Annotated in this window: 1 protein-coding gene; it reads right to left on the bottom strand. The window is 72.1% G+C overall.

Annotated elements, in window-relative coordinates; genetic code table 11:
• Window positions 1–100 precede the first annotated feature (100 nt).
• On the bottom strand, window positions 101–1,546 hold the full coding sequence (locus ACWD3C_RS48555) for an FAD-dependent monooxygenase (RefSeq protein ID WP_451155239.1): 1,446 nt from the start codon (window positions 1,544–1,546) through the stop codon (window positions 101–103).
• Between the last annotated feature and the right edge of the window lie 36 nt (window positions 1,547–1,582).

Genomic DNA, 1,582 nt, shown 5'->3' with positions numbered 1-1,582 from the left:
TTCCGACATCACGCTGGGAACGCCAAGCGCTCAATAGCGGGACTCTCATCGATGAGGCCCACGGGCTTCCAATGAGGGTGGGGATTACTGAGACACGCTCCTAGCCCAGATACCGGGCCACCGCCTCCTCGATCCCCGCCGCGTCCGCACCCTCCGCCGCCCAGGCCACGTATCCGTCGGGCCGTACCAGGACGGTCGTCCGGCGGTCGCCCGCCCAGCGCTCCACGGTCAGCCACCCCTCACGGACGCCGGGGCCTTCGTACGCCCCGGGCGTGATCAGCACGAACCGGCCGCCGCGCAGCGCCTCGTAGAGCCGGCCGTCCTTCAGGGCGACGTCGGAGACGCGGGTGCCGGTGAGGCGGTGGGCGCCGCGGGGGGCGGGGTAGGCGTAGCCGATCCCGGTGATCTGACCCAGGGCCTTGCGCTGGACGGGCGGGGCCATGTCGACGAACGCGGAGACAAGGGCGCGGGCGGCACGCAGCAGCGGATTCCGCGCGCGGGCCAGCCGGACCAGTCCGCCACTGCTGCGCAGCACCGCCCTGCCGACCGGGTGGCGCTCGGCCTCGTAGCTGTCGAGGAGCCCTTCGGGCGCCCGGCCCTGGACGGCCGCGGCGAGCTTCCAGCTCAGGTTGGCGGCGTCCTGCAGGCCGGTGTTCATGCCCTGCCCGCCAGCCGGGGAGTGGATGTGCGCGGCGTCCCCGGCTAGGAAGACCCGCCCGACCCGGTAGTGCGGTGCCTGGCGCTCGTCACTGTGGAAACGGGAGAGCCAGCGGGCGTCGTGCATGCCGTAGTCGGCGCCCAGGGCACGGCGGGTGATCTCCTTGACCTCGTCGAGGTCGAGCGGGGCGTCGTCGGAGACCTCGTTGCGGCGGTTCCAGCCCATGACCCGGTACCAGCCGTCGCCGAAGGAGGCGATCATCGCGAAGGCGTCGCCGCGGCCGTTGACGGTGAGGACTCCCTCGGGCTTCTCGGCCAGCCGGACATCGGCCAGGATCAGCGACTTGATGACGGAGACACCGGGGAAGTCCAGGCCGATCGCCTCCCGCACGGCGCTCCGGTGACCGTCGGCGCCGACGACATAGGCCGCCCGGCGGGTGACGACCGCCCCGTCCGCGCCGCGCACGTCGAGGTCGACCCCCTCGTCGTCCTGCCGCAGCCCCACGACCTCGCTCTCGTACGCGAACTCGACCCCAGCCTCCCGGGCCCGCTGCTCCAGGAGCCGCTCGACCTCGTACTGCGGGGTGATGAGCAGGAATGGGAAACGCGAGGGCAGCGTGCTCAGATCGAGGGAGAGGTGGCGGAAGAGCCGCAGGCCGGTGATGGTGTCGCCGGTGGTGAGGAGTTCGTCGGCGAGGCCGCGGGCGTCGAGCTGCTCCAGGGTGCGAGCGTGTACCCCGAAGGCGCGGGAGAGGTTGCTGATCTTGCGCGGCCGCTTCTCGACGAGGGTCACGGTGACGCCGGCTGTGGCGAGGTCACCGGCGAGGAGGAGGCCGGTGGGGCCGGAGCCGACGACGATCACGGTGCGGTGGGTGGCGGTGCCGTTCATGGTGGCCTCCTGTAGCCAACGCTTGCTTGCCATCGC

The sequence above is a fragment of the Streptomyces sp. NPDC002845 genome, from assembly GCF_053591955.1.
The sequence above is the reverse complement of the archived record's forward strand: the minus strand, read 5'-3'. Positions and strand labels throughout refer to the sequence as shown.